The organism is Bradyrhizobium sp. UFLA05-125 (assembly GCF_059803515.1).
Map to the genome: position 1 here is coordinate 13,928 of NZ_JBANBJ010000003.1, position 15,127 is coordinate 29,054.

The window sequence follows — 15,127 nt, forward strand, 5'->3', positions numbered from 1 at the left end:
GGTTCTGCTCAGCTCGATCTCAGGGACTCGTTGTGTAGGAGCGCCCGGGTTCGAGAGCGTAGATAGTCAGAAAGCGGAGCGGGCGCCCCGGGTCACAATTGCGAAACAGAGTGTGGGGACTGTCGGAGCGATCCTGCAAGGTTTCGCCGGCTCGATACTGTCGCGGCTCATCGTCGCCATAGGCCGACTCGGCAACGCCTTCGACAATGAAGATCACGCCGCCGACCGGATGCCGGTGAAGCGGCGCGACGCCACCGGGTGGATAGGTCACCTCGACCACGACGAGCTCGCGCTGATCACCCGGCAATGCAAGGCGTTCGAGAACCTTGCGTGTGACACCCGCAAAGCCGGCTTGTTGCTCGCTTGCCTGACCGCCGCTGCTCTCACTCATCCGATGTCCTTTTCTCGTCAGCATCCAGGGGAGAGGGCGCAGCGAACTCGCTGGCCTGTCACTCCGCAAGATTATTCACCTGTTTCACCCAGGCCCGCACGTCGGCGATCACCTCGGGCAGAACGCTGCGGACCTCCGGCACCGTCATGCCTGCCTTGATGCGCGGATCGTAGAGCAGATTGAGGATGTACTGATCATAGACATCGAAATAGCCCATCGACACATTGTCGTTGAACATGGTCCAGGGCACGCTCGCGGTGTCGTTGATCGGCCCGAGCGATTGCAACAGCTCCTCATAGGCGCAGTCGAGGAAGACGAAGTCGCCATTGTCGACCGTCAGGATGACGTCGGAATGCTCGATCTCGAACTTCTCGTTCTTGCGAAAGCCGGAGAGGCATTGCGGATCGAGCGAGGAGCGGATCTCGCGCGCCTTGTCCGCGCCATAGAACGTCGAGATGGTGCGATAGAGGTCGCGGTCGCGCACCATCTTGACGCGGACATTGGCCGCTTCAGCATCGTCGGTCATGGCGATGTCCAGATGCTGCACGCGTCGCGCAATGTCGGCGACGACCTTGGCGAGCTGCGCCCTGCGGTCGGCGCGGCCCTCGCTCTCGGCGAAGACGCGCACCGGGGCGTCGAATTTGCGGATGCGGTCGACGCGGCCGGCGAGGTGATATTCGGCGCCGAACGCGGTCTTGAGGAAACCGTCGACGATCTCGCCGTCGGTAAAGCTCTTCTTCTCGCTGCGCTGGCGCGATGCGATCGCCGGCAGCTCGCCGGCGGTGGCATTGGTGCAGACGTCGCCGGCGCAGGTCAAAACCGCCAGCGCGAGAAGGGCGGTGCGACAAAAGGGCGAAAGCGGGCGACAAGCGTTCATCGTCATGCAACGCTGCCGTATTCGCACCTCGCGCACAAGAGCGCAGCGGTCGCGGGTCCGGGTTCCAACTGCGTAGGGTGGGCAAAGGCGCGACAGCGCCGTGCCCCGCCATCTCAACGCGATAGCGGTTGCAGCGCGCGTAGGGTGGGCACGAAGCGTGCCCACCTCTTTTCCCGAGATGATGGAGAAATGGTGGGCACGGCGCTTCGCGTCTTTGCCCACCCTACGAAGTGACCCTAGTTGTTCAGCACCACCACCGTGGTGCCGACCGAGACGCGGCCATAGAGGTCGGTGACGTCGTCATTGGTCATGCGGAAGCAGCCGGAGGAAACCGCTTGTCCGATCGTCTCCGGCTCGTTGGAGCCGTGGATCCGGTAGAGCGTCGAGCCCAGATACATCGCGCGGGCACCGAGCGGGTTCTCGATACCGCCACGCATGTGGCGCGGCAGATCGGGCCGGCGGGCGATCATCTGCGCCGGCGGCGTCCATTCCGGCCACTCCTTCTTGGCGGAGATGCGATGCACGCCGCCCCAGCGGAAGCCGTCGCGGCCGACGCCGATACCGTAGCGCAGTGCCTGGCCGTTCGACAACACGAGGTAGAGCCGCCGCTCACCGGTGTTTATCACGATCGTGCCGGGGGCGTAGTTGGTGGGATACATGACGGTGGTGCGGGGGATCGGGCTCGCCCCGCCGCCGAGATAGCCGGTGGAGGCGGTGCCGGTGAAGTCAAACATACCCGCCGCAGACGCCCCGCCTGCGCTGATGGTCAGGACCGCGATGGCGGCGATCGGTGCGGCAAAAAACCGGTTCATTCTTTCCCCCAGCAAAAAATCGATTCAATGGACGACCACAGGCCATATTTGCCGGCGTTTCGCAAGCCACGGCAGCGTGAGCAGGCACAATCCTTAACGATTGCCAAACGCGGAGAGCGCGCAGGATCGCAAAGCCGCATTAGGCAAGAAACCCCGTCGTGGCACCCGGCAGGGCAGCAATGTCCGCTATTGCTTTGACGGGGACGGCGAACAATGGTTGATCGATACAGATCCAACGTAAAAAGGCCGCGGGAGCTGAAACGATGAACGGTGCGGAAAGCTTGGTACGGACGCTGGTCAAGGGCGGGGTCGACATCTGCTTCACCAATCCCGGGACGTCCGAGATGCACTTCGTTGCGGCGCTCGATCGTGTTCCCGGCATGCGCTGTGTACTCGGCCTGTTCGAGGGCGTGGTGACTGGCGCGGCCGACGGCTATTACCGCATGAAGGGCACGCCCGCCTCGACGCTGCTGCACCTCGGCCCCGGTCTCGCCAACGGTCTTGCGAACCTGCACAACGCCAAGAAGGCGCATTCCGGCATCGTCAACATCGTCGGCCAGCACGCCGGCTACCACATCGGCTACAACGCGCCGCTCACCTCCGACATCGAGGGGCTGGCGCGGCCGATGTCGTCTTGGGTGCGGACCTCGCCGGACGCCAAGTCGGTCGCCGCCGATGGTGCCGCGGCGATCGCCGCCGCCAAAAGCGCGCCGGGGCAGATCGCGACCCTGATCCTGCCTGCCGACACCGCCTGGAACGAGGCCGAGGACATCGCCGAGGTGCCGGCGGACAAGCAGCGCCCGTCCTATTCGCCGCAGGCGGTCGAGCTTGCCGCCAAAATCCTGCGCAATGACGGCAGCCGTACGCTGATGCTGATGGTCGGCAGCGCGTTGAGCGAGCAGGGGCTGGCGTTGGCGCAGCGCATTGCCGGCAAGACCGGATGTCAGGTGATGGGCCCGACCTTCCGTCCGCGCATGGCGCGCGGCCGCGGCCGCTTCTCGATCGACCGCATCCCCTATGTGATCGACCAGGCGCTGCCCCTGCTGAAGGATTTTCGTCACATCATCCTGGTCGAGGCCAATGATCCCGTCGCCTTCTTCGCCTATCCGAACAAGCCGAGCCTGCTCAAGCCCGAGGGCTGCGAGGTTCATCGCATGACCGAATGGGGCGAGAACTCGGTCGCGGCGCTGGAAGCGCTTGCCGGCGCGCTGCATGCCACCTCGCACGACGTCAAGCCGCAGCAGCTCCAGGAGCTGGTGAAGCCGACCGGCGCGCTCAATTTCACCACCATCGCCCAGGCGATCGCCTATGCGATCCCCGAGAATGCAATCCTGATCGATGAATCCCTGACCACGGGGCGCGGCTTCTTCCCGCCGACGGCGGCGGCGGCGCCGCACGACTGGATCCAGAACATGGGCGGCTCGATCGGCTTCTCGACGCCGCTCTCGATCGGTGCTGCGATCGCCTGTCCTGACCGCAAGGTCATGTGCATGGTCGGTGATGGCAGTGCGATGTACACGATCCAGTCGCTGTGGACGCAGGCCCGCGAAGGACTGAACATCGTCACCATCGTGTTCGCCAATCGCATCTACCAGATCCTGCGCGGCGAGTTCGACGGTGTCGGCGCCGGCGAGCCCGGCCAGCGCGCGACCGACATGCTCAGGCTCGATCGCCCAACCCTCGACTTCGTGGCGCTGGCAAAGGGCATGGGCGTGCCGGGCCGCGCCGTCACCGGCGCCGACGAGTTCAACAAGGCGCTTGCTGAAGCCGTCGCCGAGCCGGGGCCGCGGCTGATCGAAGTCGTGATGTGAGCCAAGCTTCGATTGCTTCCCGCTCGGCGATGCGGAGCATCGTCCGGAGACGCGCGTTCCGTGCTCCTCACCATGAGGTCTCGTAACGCAGAAATATGAGAGCGCTTGGGGCGGGGAGCACGATGCAGACCGAGCTGAACAAGTTGATCGCGGCACTCCGGGAACTTTACGTCCACGAAGACTTCCTGTTCGAGAGGGATGTCGGCGAGCGCGCGGTGACCCACCGCTTTGCCGTTTATCTGGAGAAGCAGTTTTCCGGCTGGGCGGTCGATTGCAACTACGACCGGCTCGGCGAGCGCACGCTGCACCTGCCGCGCGGCACGATCATCTCGACCGACGATCATTTGGGAAAATCGATCTACCCCGACGTCGTCGTGCATCAGCGCGAGATCCCGAACAACCTGCTCGCCGTCGAAATCCGCAATGCGAGCAATCACACCGCGATCGAGCACGACCAGCAGAAGCTGAAGGCGCTCACCAATCCCGATATCTGGTTCGCCTACCAGATCGGCGTGCTGCTCGTGCTTGCCAGGACGAAGGTAACGACCGCGGAAATCTATGTCGGTGGCGTGCTCGACCGGACGCAGACCATCTGGTTCACGGAACGGCTGAAGGAAACCGGGCCCGGCGCGCCGCACTAGAGCATGATCCGGATCCGAAAGGGCCGCGTTAGCGCAACGTGTGAAGCGGTTTCCCTCGCGACAAACGCGGAACGCGTTTGTGCGGAGATCATGCTCGAACAACAACCTGGAGCGCGATGACAATTCTTCCTGATCTCATCGCGCGGTATGGCAATGCCTGTTGTGTGAATCCGGCCACAGTGCGCGCCCGCCTTTCGGCTTATGCTCGGTGACTTGCGTACGCCCAGCGCGCAGGATTAGTTTTCGACATTCGGATCAGGAACTTTGGAGGTTCTGATGCAGAGGTCATATTTGCCCGCCGCGAGTGTCGCATTCGCGCTCATGTTGCAGACGCCAATCGCACTGGCTCAGGGCACCGACGCGGCAACCACGCCGCCGATTCAAGCCACGACCCCCGCGCCTGCCGCAACCACGACTGCGCCGGCCGCGACGACCCAGACCGCCGCGCCCGCGACAGCGACGCCCGCGGCCGGCGCGACCGCAACGACCCCATCGGCAGATTCGAAGAAAACCACTGAGAAAAAGCCGGCCAAGAAGAAGCAGATGACACGGCAGCAGGAGATCGATCATTCGATCGACACCGGCACGGTTCCCTCGCGCTACCGCAGCTCGGTGCCAAAGGAGTATCAGCATTACATCCCGTTCGATAAGAAGTAGCGCATGTTCGCGGCAGGCGCGGCGTGACCACGTTACGCCGCCCCTCAACATCGACGAGGTCCTGGATTGAGCGTCGCCTTTACCAAAGAAGAGAGTGCCGAAACCGCGTCCGAGACGTTGTTGCCGGATCGCCCGATTTCTCCGCATCCCAACCTGGTGACCCAATCAGGATTGCAGGCTCTGGAGTTGCAGCTTCGGCAAGCGCGCGAGGCCTACGAGGCCGCGCAGCGCATCGAAGATGTCAACGAAAAGCGCCGGCAATCGGCGGTTCCCTTGCGCGACGTCCGCTACCTCGCCGAAAGGCTGCGCACGGCCCAATTGGTTCCCAATCCGGCGTCGACCGATACGGTCGCCTTCGGCAGCACGGTGACGTTCAGCCGGGCCGACGGCCGCGTGCAGACTTATCGCATCGTCGGGGAGGACGAAGCCGATCCGAAGGCCGGGTCGATCTCGTTCGTGGCTCCGGTCGCGAAATCGCTGATCGGGAAGGCGGTCGGAGACGTCGTCGGTGCGAGCAGTCAGGAGATCGAGATTCTGTCGATCGCATAAGGGCATGTGCGGCAAGCCGTGTGTGGGAATTGCAGCGGCCTAACAGTTCCCAATAACCCTAAAGAGGTGCGACATCGCGCGTTCTACCAGCGCCCATTTGAGGATGGTATACGCAGCCGCTCTTCGTCGCGATGGAGCTGCTGGCTCACGTTAGTCTCTGGCGGTTTGATCCATTTCGGCAGCGCTTCAGTGTGACCGGAGAGCCGAGCTTCTTTGCCACAGGCAGGAGGACATCGAGGTCGGCATCGCCCTTACATTTCAAACATTCTTTGCGCTCAAATGGTTGGCCATCGGTCTGCCATAGCAATCCTCGCCCGTGAAACGCGACAGAGCCACTGGGGCGAGCACAATCGGTTTGACGATGAGTGAACACTATGGACCAGGCCGGATCGGCTTTCGGGGTTGAGTTCGTCCGTGATTGGGCTGAAGCCTCCGCGCGGTGGGGTGACGGCGGCTGCGCCACGGTCTTCCAGCACAGGCACTGGCTCGATGCATGGTACCGCACCTTCGAGTTCACGCCTCTGATCGCCTTCATCGTGGCCGCCGACACGCGGCGCGACGTTGCGCTGGTTCCGCTGGTGTGCGGCAGGCGCGGCCCCGCGCGCGTCGTCGAATTCGCCGATCTCGGCCGCAGCGACTACAACGCGCCGATCCTGGCATCCGACTCGCCGCGCGATTCCGCGAGTCTGCGTATGATCGCTTCCGACTTCCTGACAGCGTTGCGCGGGTTGCCCGAGCGTCCCGACCTGATCAACCTGGAGAAGATGCCGATCGAGATCCGTGGGCGCCCCAACCCGCTGGCGGCGACCCAGCGGGCGACCCTCTGTTCGGTGAACGGCAATCTCGTCGAGTTCGGCGACGGTTTCGAGGACTATCGCGCCTCAATCGCCAAGATCCAGTTGGCGCGCCGCTGGCGCGTCTTCGCCCGCCATCGCGGAGCGAGGTTCGAGATGGTTACGGACGTCGACGAGGCGCTGCGCATTCTCGACGTGATGGATCGCCAGCAGAACAAGCGCATGAAGGAGCTGGGAGAGAAGTTCGTCCTCGACGAACCCCGTAACGCGAAGTTCTACCGCGACGTGGTCCGCCGCGGGCTCGGAGACGGCTACGCCATTGTTTCGGCGCTGGTCTGCGGCGACGAGGTCGTGGCCACCACCCTGGGACTGAGGCACGGCGCGCACTATTCGCTGTTGCGCAACACCAACGCCGGCGGGCAATGGTCGAACTGCTCGCCGGGTCAGCTCTGCATCGAACAGACGATGGCGGCCCTGCATCGGCAAGGCGTGCGGCACTTCGATCTCAGCATCGGCAATTCCGATTACAAGCGGCGTTTCGGCGCCAGGCCGCTCTGGTTGACGGATGTCCGCATCGCCCTGTCCTGGCGCGGCATGCCCCATGTGCTGCGCGCCCAAGCCGTGCGGGAGCTGAAGCGACATCCACGCACTTTCGCCGTGGCCAGGCAGCTTTGGGTCCAGTGGTCAGCACCCTTGCGGCCGCGTCTGTCGACTTATCGCTGATTTCTTTGACCGTCTTCGCCTCGCCGCCGTCGTGGCATCCGATGCGACCCCCAGCGCACGCGGCTGCCCCTAAGCCTCACGCAAGTTCGCCAGTCACAAATTGAGCGCGGCCTGATCCGAACGACCAGTCAGCGTCTCCATTTTCGACGAAAGAAACGATGATGCCCGAGCTTTCGAGACTGCAGGCATCCTTGAGCATCTGACAGAGCAGCTTGTAGAATTGCAGCTTCTGTTCCTGGGGCCTGCTTCGGGATCTGACCTCGACCAGGACAACCTTGTCGGTACGCGCAATTCCAAGACCGGTGTCCAGGGCTATCATCCTGCCGGGACGATATTCCGATACGAGCTGATAGCGATCGCCATCAGGCACGTGAAATGCGGCGACGACGGCGGCGTGAGCCGCATCGAGGAGCTTCTCGATCTCGGCGTCTGTTCGGCCTTCGAGAATATTGAATCGAAGCAGCGGCATCTGGACTTTCCTTTCTCTGATTTCGGGAAGCAACGGTCTAGGGTGGGGCATCCCTGCATTGAACGCTTGATCGCAGATCATATGACATGCATAAAATTGCACATCAACGAACCAAATTGCGGCTCCATTGTGCAGGAAGTGTAGGAAATGGATTGGGAGCGGGTGAGGATATTCCTGGAAGTCGCTCGCGCAGGGCAGATCCTGAAAGCGTCAAAAAATCTTCGATTGAATCACGCGACGGTCGCGCGTCAGTTGACCGCGCTGGAGAAGAGCCTCAAGGCGCAGCTGCTCGAGCGCCACACATCCGGCTGCACGCTAACTGCCGCAGGGGAGGCACTGGTCCAAGCCGCAGAGCGCGCGGAAAGCGAGTTTCTCAAGGTCGGTGCCAGCATCGGCGGCAGTGCAGATGCCATCACCGGCACGGTGCGAGTTGGAGCACCAGATGGACTTGGCAACTACTTCCTGGCCGAGCATCTGGGCGCGTTGGCCGCGCGCCACCCGGGACTGATCATTCAACTCGTGCCACTCCCGCGCACGTTCTCGCTGTCGCGTCGGGAGGCGGATATCGCGATCACACTGGATCGGCCGAAGCAGGGCCGGCTCATCCTGTCCAAGCTGACCGATTACACGTTGAGCGTCTACGGCTCAAAGAGCTATCTCGAGCGCGAGGGGGCGATAAAGGCTCATTCCGATTTGGCAGGTCGTCTGTTCGTGACGCACATCGAGGACTTCGCTTACAGCCGGGCTCTCGACTACGCCTCCGTTCTCGGCCGGCTGATGTCTCGCCGCTACGAGTGCGGCAGCGTCATTGCCCAGATGGAGGCAGTCCGAGCCGGGCATGGCATCGGCATTTTACATGACTATGCTGCAAGGCGTTACCCAGAGTTGCGGCGCTTGCTTCCTGATGTCCGCTTCGTTCGCAGCTATTGGCTGACGTCACATCCTGACACGCACGGAACGCGCAGGGTTCAGGAGGTGCACCGGTTCATCACCTCGTCGGTAAAGGCAGCCAAGTCCTCCTTTGAGCTGGACTGATCGCGATGCTGGCTCGAGCTACTCGCTACGATACCAGCTCGCCAGATTCCACGTTGTGACGTCCCAACCCGAGATATCGGCCATGAGGCCATTGACGGCGCCGCCGACGATGTTGCGCGAGAGGAGCGGCAGGAACACGTTTGCCTCGCAGAAGGTCTCGTCGACCTTGATCAGCAGCGCGGCGCGCTTGACCGGATCGAGCTCATTCTGCGCAGCCTTGTAGGCCTTGTCGGCCTCTGGATCGGACCAGCGCGAGATGTTTCGGCCGAGCCATTTGTTCTCCTTGTTGGCGATCTCCCAGGAGACACACTGGTTCAGGAACCGCTCCGGATCTGGCTGCGGCTGCGTCGTGTTGAACATTTCCATGTCAGCATAGAATTTCGAGTAGGTATCGGGATTGCCGACGTCCGACGAGAAGAACACCGATGCGACGACCGACTTGAGCTCGATCTCGATGCCGGCGCGCTGGCAGGCCTGCTTGATGATGGCCTGCGTCTTCTGGCGTGGGGCATTGATCGAGGTCTGGAAGACGAATTTGAGCTTCTTGCCGTCCTTCTCGCGGATGCCCTCCGCGCCCTTTGTCCAGCCGGACTCGTCCAGGATCTTGTTCGCCTTGTCGACGTCGAACGCGTATTTGAGCTTGCCCGACTTGAACTGCGCAGGCTGGTTGACGAAGCTCGCCGTCGCGATGCCGCCGCGGCCGTAGATGAATTTCTGGATCGCCTCGCGATCGATCAGCAGGTTGATCGCCTGGCGAACGGCCGGATCGGACAGCGTCGGGTGCTTCGTCTTGACACTCGAACGCTCGCCGTCAACCTCGGTCCACGGATCCGTCGTGTTGAGGATGATGAACTCGACGTTGCCGGAGGGCGTGACGTCGACCTTGCCCTTCCCGCTGGTCTCCATGCGCTTGAGGACCTCATCCTCGACCAGCAGGTTCCAGGCATAGTCGTATTCGCCGGTCTGAAGCACCGCGCGCGCGGCAGAGACCGCGTCGCCGCCGCCCTTGACCTCGAGCGTGTCGAAATACGGCTGGTTCTTCACGTGATAGTCGGGGTTGCGTTCAGCCCGGATCATGTCGCCCGGCTTGAACTCGATGAACCTGTACGGGCCGGTGCCGATCGGCTTCAGATTGCCCGGCGCTTCGCGCGACTTCGCGCCGACATAGTCGCCGAAGTGATGCTTCGGCAGGATCTGGCCGACCGCGCCGACGAAGGGGTCGGCCCAGAATGGGGTCGGGCTCTTGAACTTCACCTTGACGGTGTGGTCGTCGATCTTCTCGACTGTGATGTCCTTGTAGGATCCCGTGGTGTATGCCGCGGTCGCGAGGTCCGCGGCATATGTCCAGGTGAAGACGACGTCGTCGGCGGTGAAGGGCTTGCCATCGTGCCACGTCACGCCCTGTTTCAGCTTCCAGGTCACGCTCGTGCCGTCCGCCGCAAGACCGCCGTTCGCCCTGGTCGGGACCTCGGCGGCGAGGCAGGGGATGAGGTTGCCCTCCTTGTCCCAGCCGGCGAGCGGCTCGAAGAAGATGCGCGAGGCGATCTGGTCCTTGGTGCCGAGCGCGAAATGCGGATTGAGCAGCGTCGGGGCCTGCCAAAGCAGGATCTTGAGCGGGCCGCCGCCGCCGGCCTTGGTCGGCTTGTATTGTAGCGTGGCGTCCGCCATCGCTACGTCGTTCCATGCCAGGATCTGGCTCGCGACAGGCGCAGCGATCCCCACCGCAGCCATCGTCTGGATGAACGAGCGTCGCGACAGCGTGCCTTGCTTCACCTCCGCGATGAGCTCGCGGATTTCGTTTTCGTCCATCGGATGGCCTCTGCCTCTCAAAGAAGCCCATCATGTTTCATCATGGCGGACGCGGCAATGCCGACGAAGGTCGGGAAACCCTGCGACGAAATGGCATGTCTGCGCGTGTTGGGTTCGTTCGAGGATGACGTTACAGCTTGTTCCGTCATTGCGAGTCATCGGGCCGCGCAAAGCGCGGCCCGATGGCAGGCTCCGCGAAGCAAATCCAGACTCTCGCCGCGGAGGGTTTCTGGATTGTTTCGCTGGGGGAAGGCCCTCACATCTTCTCGGCGACCAGTTTGAGGGTGCCGGCAATCCCTGTCGCCACGACGAGGATCACAGCCATCCCGATCATGCCGGCGTTGAAGGAGCCGGTCGCGTCCTTCAGAAGGCCGACCATATAGGGACCCACGAAGCCACCGAACGCACCGACAGAGTTGATGAACGCTATTCCCCCGGCCGCCGCGGCGCCCGTCAGGAAGCTCTGCGGGATCGTGTAGAAGACCGTCCGCGCGGAGATCGTGCCGACCAGCGCCAGTGTCAGGCAGGCAAGGGCGGGAACGAGCGAGGTGAAGACGACCGAGAGGGTCAGTCCAAGGGCGCCAAGGATCAAGGCGGCCATGAGATTGTAGATCTTCTGACCTTTCCGATCCACGAGACGAGCCCAGAACAGCATGCCGATCGTTGCGAAGAGGTACGGAACAGCCGAAAGCCACCCGACTTCCATGTTGCTCAGGCCGTGCCCCTTCAGGATCAATGGCAACCAGATGCCTATGCCGTAGGAGCCGATCGTGAAGGCGAAGGTGATCGCCGTGAGCATCAGCACCCGCGTATCTTTCATTGCGGCCCAGAGGTCCTTTTTGGGCTTGTCGTGCTTGTCGCCGGCGAGAGCGGACAGAAGCGCTTGTCGCTCCTGAGGCGTGAGCCATCGAGCCTGCTCGGGCCTGTCGGCGAGCAGAACGAGACATAGAATTCCGAGCACGCATGCCGGCAGGCCTTCGATCAGAAACATCCACTGCCAGCCGGCAAGCCCCCAGAATCCATCCATCCCAAGGAGGGCCGCCGAGATCGGACTGCCCAGCAGCGAGGAGAGCGGCGTCGCAGCCATGAACAACGCGAGCACGCTCGTCCGGTGCTTCTCGGGAAACCAGATCGAGATGTACCAGATCACGCCCGGAAAGAAGCCGGCCTCGAATACACCGAGGAGAAAGCGGATCAGGTAGAAGCTGTACGGTCCGGCCGCAAGCGCAGTCGCCGCTGCAGCAAGGCCCCAGGTGATCATGATGCGGGCCAGCCAGCGACGCGCACCGAACCGGTACATCATCATGTTGCTCGGCACTTCCAGAAGGCAGTAGCTGAAGAACAGGATTCCGGCGCCCCAGCCGAACTGAGTGGCGCTCAAGCCGATATCCTTGTTCATTTGCAATGCAGCAAAGCCGACGCTGGTGCGGTCGAGGTAGTTGAAGAGATAGGCGAGACCCAGAAGCGGGACCAAACGCCAGGTGTTCTTGGAAATGGCGCTTGCGAGCAGTCCCTCATCGGGACTTCCGTCCGTGAACGATCTGTTGGCCGTGATTTCGGTCATCCGCTGGTCCTCCCGCTGTCCGGGCCGGTTACCCTGACGGGGCCCAGCCGTGTTAGGCTCGACATGCCAGATCGAGCGGACAAGGGTCCAATCGCTAAAGTTCAAGAACCGATAACCGGGAGGAAGAAGTGGACCTTCGCGACCTCACCTATTTTGAGGTGATTGCCGATTTGGGCCATATGGGCCGAGCCGCCGACAAGCTCGGTCGCACGCAGCCGGCTCTGACAAAATGCATCCAGCGCCTCGAAGAGGCCGTAGGAGCCGATCTCTTCGAGCGGACGGGGCGCGGGATCACCCTCACGCGCGTCGGCGAGGTCCTTCTGGCACGCGCGCGACGAATGCGCGAGGCGATGGAGGAGTCGCTGCGCGAGGTCACCGACTTCGCCGCCGGTGCAGCCGGTCGCGTCAGTATCGGCTGCGGTGCGACAATGGGCGAATATTTGCTGCCCCAGATTTGCCGGGCCATCATCGCCGACGCGCCCGGACTGGCGATTGAAGTGCAGATTGGCATGAGTGGCGTCGTCAGGGCCGCGCTTCGTGAACGCGCCCTCGATCTTGCGATCGGGCCGATACTTCCATCGGACGAGCAGGAGTTCAGGCACGAAGCGTTTGGCATGGACGAAGTGGTCGTCGTCGCAGCAAAGGATCATCCACTTTGCGGCAAGCGGCTTGCTATCGAGGATCTGGTCGCGTCGAAATGGGTGCTGCCGGCCCGCACCGTCGCCATGCGCCAGTGGCTCGACAACGTATTCGAAGCGCATGGTTTGCCGCCGCCGATCGTCCAGATCGAGACCAACTCGATCACGACGTTGCCCAAGCTGATCGCCGACACGGCGCTGCTCAGCTTTACGTCCACGCGAAACCTTCATCCGCTTCGACTGGGCAGCCAGCTCGACCGGTTGATGATCGACACCACGACGATGCGAAGGCCGCTCGGCTTCGTAACCCGCCGGGACGGCTATCTTTCTCCGGCCGCGCAGAGGGTCGTCGGCCTGCTCAAATCCAAAGGGCGCGATTTTCTCGAACAGGTCACGTTGCCCGGCATGACAGATGCCTCCGCGACCATGCCGGCAGCCGCGGTCAGTCGGGCTGAGCAAGTCCATAAACGCGTGCGACAGTCCCACTGAAGAGGCTCTGGCGGTCGCTCTCGCTTGTGTGACGCGTCAGGCGTTTGAATGCATTCCATGCCGATCCATATCCATAGGAGCCCTTGTCGACCGGAAAGTTGCTCTCGAACATGCATCGTTGCGCGCCAAATGCCTCGATGCAGACCTCGATGTAGGGCCGCCAGGCCGAAGCGAGGACTTCCGACGTCGGCGGGACGTCCCGCATCTCGAATCCGAATCCGTTGATGCGCATTCCGAGGCCACCGAGCTTGACACAGACATTCTCGCATCTTGCAAGGTCGCGGATCGCGCGTGACCATTCGGCGAAGATGTCGTCGCGACGATCCCTGTAGGCTCCGATGCCCACGATCCCGCCGAGATGATCGAGCACGATTGTCGTTTGCGGGAACGCGCGCGCGAGCTCGGTCAATTCTGGGATTTGTGGGTGGAACAGCCATGCGTCGAAGACGAGTCCCAGCGGCGCGAGGCATGCAAATCCCGCTCGAAACGAGCCGTCGCGCAAGAGGCCCGGCGGCCCGGCGCTGAGCGGATTCATCAGACTTCGGTCGGCATCCCAGACGGTGATGTGCCGAATGCCGCGAAATCGACCTGGTGCTGCGGCGACATGGGCTTCCAGCACCGGCGTCACTCGGTCCCCGAGCCGCAAATCGGCATGACCGACAATTCCGGCACAAAGGCGCCGCAGACCGTAATTGCCGCTCGCGCACATGGCCGCGACACCGTTGATGTACTCGGTTTCGCCGACGACCCGCATTGCAGGCGGTCCGTCAGGCCGGTACATCGTCTGGCACTGCATGAAGACGCTCGCCGTGACGTTATGACCGCTTCCGGCGATGTCCGCGAGATACTCGTCGAACAGGTATCTCCAGTTCTGCCTGTCCCAGAGATGATGATGGGCGTCGATGATCGGCAGTTCAGGTTCGAGTGCCTCCTCGAAGCCGCGCGCCAGCCAGTCCGGCCGCACGGCGAGATAGTTACCGCCCCCCGACCGAGAGGCGGAGCCGCTGCCTTCGGCTTGGGATTGAGTCATTTTGCGAAATCCCGAGGCGCGGGCCCGGTGTAACGATAGGGGATGCCCGGCGGCATGGGCCCCTTGATCCGGCCGCCCTGCTGCGATTGCTCCCATGCATGCGCGAGGATGCCGACCGAACGCGAGAGAATGAACAGGCCGCGACCCAGCGCCGGCGAAAAGCCCAGTTCCGAATAGATGACGGCGGTGGCCCCGTCGATGTTCATGGGGATCTTTTGGCCCTTGCGCCGCTGCATCAGGTCTTCGACTCCGCGGCCGATCTCTGCAAAGCGCCCGGACACCACCTTGTTCTCTCGTGCTGCATCGGCGAGTTCGAGAAGTCTGGGTGACCGGGGATCGATCGGATGAAAGCGGTGTCCGAATCCGGGCACGATCTTTCCGTTTGCCGCGATGAAGGCGTCGAGGCCCTGTTCGATGGCCGTCTTCAACTCGACGCCGGCGTCCCGACGCCGCGCGATGTCGGCGTATAGCTCCATGCATTGTTCGCCGGCGCCGCCGTGCACGTCGTCCAGGACGTTGATGGCCGAGGCCATCGCGCCATTCAGAGGAAGACCACATGTCACGGCCATCCGTCCGATCGCGATCGACGGTGCCTGGGGACCGTGGTCCACGGCGGCGACAAGCGCGGCTTCCAGGAGTGCTCCTTGCTCGGGGGACGGAAGCTCGCCCTTCAGCATCAGCCATATCATTTGTGGGAACGACACCCGGCCGATCAGTTGCTCGATCGGAAAGCCACGGAACCGGATCACGCCCGGCTTCATGTCGATGATGTCGGTCGACCACCATTGGGTCGCCTTTTGCAGCAGGTCTGCGGAGCCTTGATCGGTCATGACGTCTC

15 protein-coding genes are annotated in these 15,127 nt (G+C 62.8%); 7 read left to right on the plus strand and 8 right to left on the minus strand.

The window, feature by feature from the left end:
• Positions 1–19: 19 nt before the first annotated feature.
• The 3 genes from SO156_RS05210 to SO156_RS05220 form a co-directional block, all read right to left on the minus strand.
• The gene (locus tag SO156_RS05210) at positions 20–391 is read right to left on the minus strand and encodes a cupin domain-containing protein (RefSeq protein WP_458149137.1); all 372 of its coding nucleotides are present in this window, start codon (positions 389–391) and stop codon (positions 20–22) included.
• Between the two features lie 58 nt (positions 392–449).
• Positions 450–1,268, minus strand: a complete 819-nt coding sequence (locus SO156_RS05215) for a DUF2927 domain-containing protein (protein WP_458149185.1) — start codon at positions 1,266–1,268, stop codon at positions 450–452.
• A gap of 236 nt (positions 1,269–1,504) precedes the next feature.
• Positions 1,505–2,080, minus strand: a complete 576-nt coding sequence (locus SO156_RS05220; protein ID WP_498534066.1) for a L,D-transpeptidase — start codon at positions 2,078–2,080, stop codon at positions 1,505–1,507.
• A 263-nt stretch (positions 2,081–2,343) separates the two neighbouring features.
• Between SO156_RS05220 and SO156_RS05225 the strand changes: the two genes are divergently transcribed.
• From SO156_RS05225 to SO156_RS05245, 5 genes are all read left to right on the plus strand, one after another.
• Positions 2,344–3,891: an acetolactate synthase large subunit gene (locus tag SO156_RS05225; protein ID WP_498534067.1), complete on the plus strand. Its 1,548-nt coding sequence runs from the start codon at positions 2,344–2,346 to the stop codon at positions 3,889–3,891.
• A 122-nt stretch (positions 3,892–4,013) separates the two neighbouring features.
• Positions 4,014–4,532 (plus strand): hypothetical protein, encoded by a 519-nt coding sequence (locus tag SO156_RS05230; RefSeq protein WP_498534068.1) that lies wholly within the window; start codon positions 4,014–4,016, stop codon positions 4,530–4,532.
• Positions 4,533–4,808: 276 nt separating this feature from the next.
• Positions 4,809–5,189, plus strand: coding sequence for a hypothetical protein (locus SO156_RS05235; RefSeq protein ID WP_498534069.1), 381 nt, complete (start codon positions 4,809–4,811; stop codon positions 5,187–5,189).
• A 66-nt stretch (positions 5,190–5,255) separates the two neighbouring features.
• Positions 5,256–5,738, plus strand: coding sequence for a transcription elongation factor GreA (greA, locus tag SO156_RS05240; RefSeq protein WP_458149132.1), 483 nt, complete (start codon positions 5,256–5,258; stop codon positions 5,736–5,738).
• A 536-nt stretch (positions 5,739–6,274) separates the two neighbouring features.
• Positions 6,275–7,255, plus strand: coding sequence for a GNAT family N-acetyltransferase (locus SO156_RS05245; RefSeq protein ID WP_498534070.1), 981 nt, complete (start codon positions 6,275–6,277; stop codon positions 7,253–7,255).
• A 76-nt stretch (positions 7,256–7,331) separates the two neighbouring features.
• Here the strand turns inward: SO156_RS05245 and SO156_RS05250 are convergent, their stop codons facing one another.
• On the minus strand, positions 7,332–7,724 hold the full coding sequence (locus SO156_RS05250; protein WP_498534207.1) for a tautomerase family protein: 393 nt from the start codon (positions 7,722–7,724) through the stop codon (positions 7,332–7,334).
• Positions 7,725–7,871: 147 nt separating this feature from the next.
• On the opposite strand from SO156_RS05250, the gene SO156_RS05255 reads away from it, so the two are divergent.
• A complete protein-coding gene (locus SO156_RS05255) occupies positions 7,872–8,759 on the plus strand; it encodes a LysR family transcriptional regulator (RefSeq protein WP_498534071.1) in 888 nt (295 codons plus the stop codon).
• Positions 8,760–8,777: 18 nt separating this feature from the next.
• Here the strand turns inward: SO156_RS05255 and SO156_RS05260 are convergent, their stop codons facing one another.
• Both SO156_RS05260 and SO156_RS05265 read right to left on the minus strand, forming a co-directional pair.
• Positions 8,778–10,568 carry a peptide ABC transporter substrate-binding protein gene (locus tag SO156_RS05260; protein ID WP_498534072.1) on the minus strand — a complete coding sequence of 597 codons (1,791 nt, stop codon included), beginning with the start codon at positions 10,566–10,568 and terminating at the stop codon, positions 8,778–8,780.
• Between the two features lie 256 nt (positions 10,569–10,824).
• Positions 10,825–12,132: an MFS transporter gene (locus SO156_RS05265; protein ID WP_498534073.1), complete on the minus strand. Its 1,308-nt coding sequence runs from the start codon at positions 12,130–12,132 to the stop codon at positions 10,825–10,827.
• 128 nt (positions 12,133–12,260) lie between these two features.
• Between SO156_RS05265 and SO156_RS05270 the strand changes: the two genes are divergently transcribed.
• Positions 12,261–13,259: a LysR family transcriptional regulator gene (locus tag SO156_RS05270; RefSeq protein ID WP_458148928.1), complete on the plus strand. Its 999-nt coding sequence runs from the start codon at positions 12,261–12,263 to the stop codon at positions 13,257–13,259.
• Here the strand turns inward: SO156_RS05270 and SO156_RS05275 are convergent.
• On the minus strand, positions 13,213–14,289 hold the full coding sequence (locus SO156_RS05275; RefSeq protein ID WP_498534074.1) for an amidohydrolase family protein: 1,077 nt from the start codon (positions 14,287–14,289) through the stop codon (positions 13,213–13,215). The genes SO156_RS05270 and SO156_RS05275 overlap by 47 nt on opposite strands.
• Positions 14,286–15,119, minus strand: coding sequence for a citryl-CoA lyase (locus SO156_RS05280; RefSeq protein ID WP_498534075.1), 834 nt, complete (start codon positions 15,117–15,119; stop codon positions 14,286–14,288). The genes SO156_RS05275 and SO156_RS05280 overlap by 4 nt, the downstream gene beginning before the upstream one ends.
• Positions 15,120–15,127 lie beyond the last annotated feature (8 nt).